The 7,224-nt window shown below is 60.9% G+C and carries 5 protein-coding genes; all 5 read left to right on the top strand.

The features are described from left to right. Positions 1-1,035: hypothetical protein (locus R3217_09790; protein ID MDX1455736.1), on the top strand; the 1,035-nt coding region annotated here is incomplete at its 5' end. Then, a complete protein-coding gene (locus R3217_09795) occupies positions 1,032-2,825 on the top strand; it encodes a hypothetical protein (GenBank protein MDX1455737.1) in 1,794 nt (597 codons plus the stop codon). The genes R3217_09790 and R3217_09795, both read left to right, overlap by 4 nt. Beyond that, positions 2,822-4,639, top strand: a complete 1,818-nt coding sequence (locus R3217_09800; GenBank protein ID MDX1455738.1) for a hypothetical protein — start codon at positions 2,822-2,824, stop codon at positions 4,637-4,639. Before R3217_09795 ends, R3217_09800 begins: the two co-directional genes overlap by 4 nt. Next, entirely contained in the window at positions 4,636-6,447 is a 1,812-nt protein-coding gene (locus R3217_09805) for a hypothetical protein (protein ID MDX1455739.1), read from the top strand. The genes R3217_09800 and R3217_09805 overlap by 4 nt, the downstream gene beginning before the upstream one ends. Continuing rightward, a partial coding sequence (locus R3217_09810) for an adenylyl cyclase (GenBank protein ID MDX1455740.1) occupies positions 6,444-7,224 on the top strand: 781 nt, incomplete at its 3' end. The genes R3217_09805 and R3217_09810, both read left to right, overlap by 4 nt.

A 7,224-nucleotide genomic window follows, 5' to 3' on the forward strand; every position in this document is an offset into this window, starting at 1 on the left:
ACGCGCTCGGTGAAGGCGTATGAGTTGTTCCTGCAGGCTCGCGCATTGGTCAAACAAGCTGATCGCACGGGCGATTCGTCCTTGTATGACCAGATGCTGGAGACCCTGAAGCAGGCTATCGACGAGGACCCGACCTTCGGCAAGGCGCATTTCTCGGTGGCCCTGTTCTGGCGGGGTCGCCTCGAACTGACTCGCCAGGCGGCTAAGTCGAACAGCCTGACCCTGGCCGAGCGTTATGCGGAATTCGACAAGGCCATCGCCCTGGCCATTCGTCATGCGCATAACGATATCGAGCGCCTGCGCTATGAATACCTGCGAGCCTGGGTGGCGCTGGACTGGAGCCTGGCACTGGAAAAGATCATCGCCTTCAGTGAAGCGCGTCCGGCCGAGGGCTGCATCGATCTTGGTGGTGTGGCTATTCGCCTGCAGCGCAAGGACATCGGTGAGCTGGCTGTCAGAAACTGTATCGAAGCCGGCAAGGTCGATATCGAGCTGCTGCAGGACGCTGTCACCATGTCGCATCGCGTGAACATCGACGAGCCGATTGCGGCACGCTTGTACCGAGCGAACCGCACGCGAATCAAGAACAACATGGCTGCCTCCTACCAGTTCCATCGGGCGCTCTTGTGGGATGGTGAAGTCGAGCTGGCGCGCGAGTTGCTGCCGGCCTTGCGCAGTGGCAAGGGCATCAATTACCGCATGCCGATCTTGCGCCAGGCTTGCGCAGAGGGGGATCTCGACACGGCACGGGAATTCTACGAATTGGTCATGACTGCAGACGGCGACGATGCATCATCCATCGGCGAGAAATGGCTGTCCAGCCAGATGACGGGACGCTTCGATGTCGCCGAGGAACTGCTGCGTCACCTGGACCAGCCCGACACGGTTTTCGCGCTATCCAGCTGGATGTATTACCCGCAGTTCGATCCGCGCCCGTATCAGAACCTGATGGATATGCTGGCTCGCAATGGTATCGAACCGGCCACGCCGCGGCGTGAGACCTTCGCTTGTCCGACAGGGGTGCTCGAGCCATGAGTTTTTTCCAGGAACTGAAAGAGCGCAATGTCGTCAAGGTTGGCGCGATCTACCTGATCACCGGCTGGCTGGTGATCCAGGTCGCCTCGACGGTGTTTCCGCAGTTCGGCATTCCCGAGTGGGCGGGAAGGCTGGTCACTCTTTTAATAGCGCTCGGCTTCCCGATCGCATTGGTGCTCGCCTGGGCACTGGAGCTGACACCCGAAGGGATCAAGCGTGCCGAGTCGTCGGTCGGCGAAAAGCGCATGTGGACAATCTCGATTGCATTGGCGATCGCGGCGATTGCCTGGTTCGAACTGGGCCAGCAGGTTGCCGATGAACCCGCGCAAGCGCTGGCAACGAAGGCGGACCCGAACGAAGTGTCGATTGCCGTGCTGCCGTTCATCGATCTCAGCGCCGAGCGCGACCAGGAATTCTTTGCGCTGGGCATGTCGGAAGAATTGCTCAACGTGCTGGCCAAGATCGAGCAGCTGGCCGTCGCCTCGCGCACCTCGGCCTTTGCTTTCCAGGGATCCAAGCTGAGTGCGCAGGAAATCGGCCAGGCACTGGAAGTGGCCTTTGTGCTGGAAGGCAGCATTCGCAAGGCAGGCGACACCCTGCGCATCACCGCGCAGCTGATCGACGCCGAAACCGACCGGCACCTCTGGTCGGAAACCTACGACCGCAGCACGGCCGACATCTTCAAGGTGCAGGACGAGATCGCTTCGGCCATTGTCGATGCCTTGAAAGCGGCATTGAATATCGAGCTGGATGGTGACAAGGCCAGCAGCAATGTCATCACGGACAACATGAACGCCTACGAGCTGTTCCTGGTCGGGCGCGAGGCCTTCAACCAGCGTGACATGAATCCGTCCATTGAGGCGCTGGAGCGCGCAGTGGACCTGGACCCGGAATTTGCCGAGGCCTGGGCCTATCTTGGCGCCGCCTATGGTGTGGCGCCGGGCTGGGTTGTCAGGGAGCGGCCGTTTCTCGAGCTTGGCGCTGAGGCGGTGAATCGAGCCCTGGTCCTGGATGACGAAATCGCCATGGCGCATCTCGCCAAGGCTTATATCCTGTCATCACAGGAAGGCAGGACCGATTACGTCGAGGTCATGAAGTATTACGGCCGGGCACTCGAGCTCGACCCGACGGAACCCACGGTGCTGATGTGGAACGGCATGGCCTACATGGAGCTGGGCTACTTCGATCGCGCCGCAAGCCTCTACCAGACCTGCAACGAGGTCGAGCCCGCGTATTTCAACTGCTGGCGTTTTGCCGCCTGGATGAACCTGATGCAGGGCGATGTCGAGACGGCCATGAGCCAGCACAGCGCGGTGCTGGACAGGTTCTTCCGCCGCGAGAGCCAGTTGGCGTTTGCACTTGGCTATCTTTTCGAGGGCAACGAGGCAGCAGCAAGCCTCATCCTGGTGCCGGTTCTTCGCTACTACGATATCTATGCGCCTGGGCTGCTCGAGCTGTTCAAGGACGCCGCGGCCCGGCCCAGGGATCGCGACCGCCTGGTTCAGCAACTGCTGGAGGTGCAGGCCCGGGGGATGTTCGACACCGGCACGGCCAACCACCTGCTGGTCGGCCTGGGACGCCATGATCTCGTCCGCATGGGCTCTCAGGATTCGCCCTGGTTCTGGCTGAATTTCAAGGACTACCGGGAGTCGGGGCAGATCTACCGGCATCTCGATCATGGTGTCTACGAATACTGGGACGAGTTCGGTCCGCCGGACTTCTGCAAGCGCACGGGCAAGCCGGGCATCGAACGATACCGTTGCGACCTGTCACGCTGGGAGCGGAAATGAGTTTCTTCAAGGAATTGAAAGAGCGCAACGTCGTCAAGGTTGGCGCAATCTATGCGATTACCGGCTGGCTGGTGATCCAGGTTGCCTCGACGGTATTCCCGCAGTTCGGCATTCCGGACTGGGCGGGGCGGCTGGTCACTCTTCTTATTGCACTCGGCTTCCCGATTGCACTGGTGATGGCCTGGGCGCTGGAGCTGACGCCGGAAGGTATCAAGCGCGCCGAGAGCTCTGTTGGCGAAAAGCGCATGTGGAGCATTTCCATCGTGCTGGCGCTGATCGCGATTGCGTGGTTTGAATTTGGAACTCCGGGGCAGGGCACTGGCGTGGAAGATGCCGCGCCGAAGTCGATTGCCGTGTTGCCCTTTGTCGATCTTTCCCCGGAGCAGGACCAGGAGTGGTTCACCGATGGCCTGACCGAGGAAGTCCTGAATTCGCTGGCGCGCACGCCCGACCTGCTGGTGTCGTCGCGCACGTCGTCGTTCTCTTACAAGAATTCCGAAAAGCCGCTGACCGTGATTGCCGATGAGCTCGGTGTGGCGCACGTGCTGGAAGGCTCGGTGCGGCGGGTAGGCGACAAGATTCGCGTCACCTCGCAGCTGATTCGCGCCAAGGACGGTTTCCACCTCTGGTCCGAGAACATCGATGGTGATGCCAGCGACATCATCGAGATCCAGGAGCGTGTGGCCACCGAGATCGCCCGGGCGATGGATACTGCGATGGATCCGAAAGCGCTGGAAGAAATGATGGCGGCGGGCACGCGCTCGGTGCGGGCTTACGAACTCTACCTGAAGGCGAACGCGGTGCGCGAAGCGGCCTTCGTGTCCGGCGAGCTGTCTCTCAACCGCGATATCCTCGATTACCTCAAGCAGGCGGTCGAGGAGGATCCGACCTTCCCGGCGGCCTGGCAAGCGCTGGCTTCCTATTGGTTTGGCAGCCTCGAGCTGACCCGCCAGGGCTTGAGAACCGTCACCGAGAGCTATGAGGAGCGACGGGAAAACTTTGCCGAAGCCATCAACATGGCCATCCAACATGCCCGGAATCCTGTCGATCGCCTGGATTACGAGTACACGCGAGCTCTTGTCTTGCGCGATTGGCGGACGGCGCTGGAGAAGCTGCGCGCTTACATGGCTGAACGTCCGAATGACCAGGAAAATTGCGGCAACCTTGGCACCATGGCCGTGCGGCTGTCCGACCAGGCCGTGGCGCGCGAAGCAATTGCTATCTGCCAGAAGCAGACGGAGACCGGCGTAGAACCCGCAGAAACAGCAGCTACGATGATCATTTTCGCGCATCGGGCCGGCATTCATGAATTCACGCTGCCCATGTATGAAAAGTACAAGAAGGATATCCGCAAGAAGGTGACCACTTCCTACCAGTACCATCGCGCCTTGTTGTGGGCGGGCGAGCTGGAAGCGGCCACCGAGCTCTATCCATTGCTGCGCAATCCGAATTACACCTATCGACACATACCCATGATGCGCCAGGCCTGTGCCGAGGGGCGGCGCGCCGATGCCGAAGCCGTGTTCGAGAAGCTCCAGGAGCAGGACAACGATGCCAATTCCATCACCGCGCGTTGGCTGGCATTCATGATGCTGGGTGAGGAAGACAAGGCCGAGGCCATCGTGAGCGAATTCGACACGCCGGAGCTGGCCGACCTGCAAACGGCATGGCTGCTTTATCCGCAGTTCGATCCGAAACCACATCCTTACCTGATGGAAATCCTGGAGCGCAACCAGGTGACGCGAAGCCCGGTCCGAGCCGAAACTTTCCGTTGCCCACCTGCTGATGGTCAATTGGAGGAGGACGCCGAATGACCTTCTTCAAGGAACTGAAGGAACGCAACGTCGTCAAGGTGGCGATCATCTACATCGTCACCGGCTGGTTGCTGATCCAGGTCGCCACGGCGGTGTTCCCGCACTTCGGCATTCCGGACTGGGCCGTGCGCCTGGTGGTTCTTCTTATAGCGCTGGGTTTCCCGATTGCCTTGATCATGGCCTGGGCGCTGGAGCTGACGCCGGAAGGTATCGTGCGGGCGGAATCGTCGGTGGGCGAGAAACGCATTTGGACGATCTCCGCGGTGTTGGCGCTGGCGGCGATCTTCTGGTTCGAGCTGGGCGGGCCGGCCGATGCGCCGGTCGTCGTTGAGCCACCAGCCGCAACATCCATTCAGAAAGAAGATGCCGGGGTATCGATCGCGGTATTGCCTTTCATCGACCTCAGCCAGGACAAGGACCAGGAATACTTTGCGCTGGGCATGTCGGAAGAATTGCTGAACGTACTGGCGCAGATCGAAAAGCTCGCGGTTGCGTCGCGCACCTCGGCGTTCGCTTTCCAGGATTCGAAACTCAGCGCCCAGGAAATCGGCCAGGCACTGGAAGTGCACTTCGTGCTGGAAGGCAGCATTCGCAAGGCGGGCGACACGCTGCGCATCACGGCGCAGCTGATCGATACCGAGACGGACCGGCATCTATGGTCGGACACCTACGACCGCAGCACCGCCGATATCTTCAAGGTCCAGGACGAGATCGCCCAGGCCATTGTCGAGGCCCTGAAGGAGTCGCTGGACATCGAGCTGGAGAACGACAGTGTTGGCGCCGAAGCGATCACCGCCAACATGAACGCCTACGAGCTCTACCTGGTTGGCCGCGAGGCCTTCAACCAGCGCGACATGCTGCCCAGCATCGCTGCACTGGAGCGCGCGGTGGAGCTGGACCCGGAATTCGCGCGTGGCTGGGCACAACTGGCGGCATCCTACGTCGTCACACCTGGCTGGATTCCGCTGGACCGGCCCTACCTGGAGCTGGGCTTGCAGGCGGCAGACAAGGCGCTGGCACTGGATGACAGCCTGGGCATGGCGCACATGGCCAAGGGTGCGGCGACGATCGAGTTCGCCGAAGATGCGACGGGTTTCATCGCGGCGATGCGCTCTTATCAGCGCGGCCTGGAGCTCGAACCCGACAATCCCACCGCCTTGATGTGGAACGCAGTCTACCTTTCATCATTCGGGTACTTCGACCAGGCTGCCCCCCTGATCGAGCATTGCATCGATGTCGATCCGGGTTATTTCAATTGCCTGCGATACAAAGGCACCCTTGGCATCCTGACGGGCGAGATCGAGCGTGGCATGGAAACGCACCTGGCAGTCATGCAGCGTTTCACGCGCCACGAGCAGATCGCCGTCTACGGCCTTGCCTACCTGCTGGCGGGTAATGACGCGGCAGCCAGCCTGATCGTCAATCCGGTCCTGCGCGAGAACGATATCTACGCACCGGACTGGATCGAGCTGGTGCGCGACCCGACCGCGCGGCCGAAAGACCGGGAGCGGCTGGTGCAACAGCTGCTGGTATTGCAGAAGCTCGACTACTACGAATCCACGGCCGCCAACGGCCTGCTGGTCCTGCTCGGTCATCCGGAACTCGTTTACATGGGCAAGACTGATGCGCCGTGGTTCTGGCTGAACGTGGATTCCTATCGCGAGTCCGGGCTGGTTTACCAGCACCTGCACGAAAATCACACGCTGGACGCCTGGGACGAGCTGGGTCCGCCATCCTTCTGTCGCAAGACGGGCAAGCAAGGCATCGATCGTTACCGTTGTGACTTCTCGCGCTGGGAGACGCCATGAGCTTCTTCAAGGAACTCAAGGAACGCAATGTCGTCAAGGTGGCGGTGATCTATGCGGTCACCGGCTGGTTGCTGGCGCAGATTGCGGATCTTGCCTTGCCCGCGTTTGGTGCACCGGACTGGGTGCTGCGCGTTTTCCTGTTCTTTTTATTGCTGGGTTTCCCGGTCGCATTGATCATGGCCTGGGCGCTGGAGCTGACGCCGGAGGGTATCCGCAAGGCCGAGAGCAGTGCCGGCGAAAAGCGCATGTGGAGCATTGCCGTCATCCTGGTCGTGATGGTCGTTGCCTGGTTCGAACTGGGCATGCAGAAAGAGAGCGCACCGTCCGCCCAGGTGGATTCACCGGTGGCAGTGGCTGCGCCGGCCCAGGGAAAGGCTGTAGAAGAGCAGGGCGTGTCCATCGCCGTGCTGCCCTTCATCGACCTCAGTTCCGAGCAGGACCAGCAATTCTTTGCGCTGGGCATGTCGGAAGAACTCCTGAACGTGCTGGCGAAAATCGACCGCCTTGAAGTGGCGTCGCGCACCTCGGCCTTTGCTTTCCAGGGTTCGGAACTGGGCGCGCAGGCCATCGGCCGGCAGCTGGGCGTGGACCACGTGCTGGAAGGCAGCATTCGCAAGTCGGGCGAGCGACTGCGCATCACGGCCCAGTTGATCGATGTCGAGACAGACAGGCACTTGTGGTCGGACACCTACGATCGCGAACTGGCAGACGTGTTCGACATCCAGGACGAGATCACCAGCGCCATTGTCGAGTCGCTGCGCGAACCGCTGGGTATCA

Source organism: Gammaproteobacteria bacterium, assembly GCA_033720895.1.
Classification (GTDB): Bacteria; Pseudomonadota; Gammaproteobacteria; order Natronospirales; family JAJUFS01; genus JAWWBS01.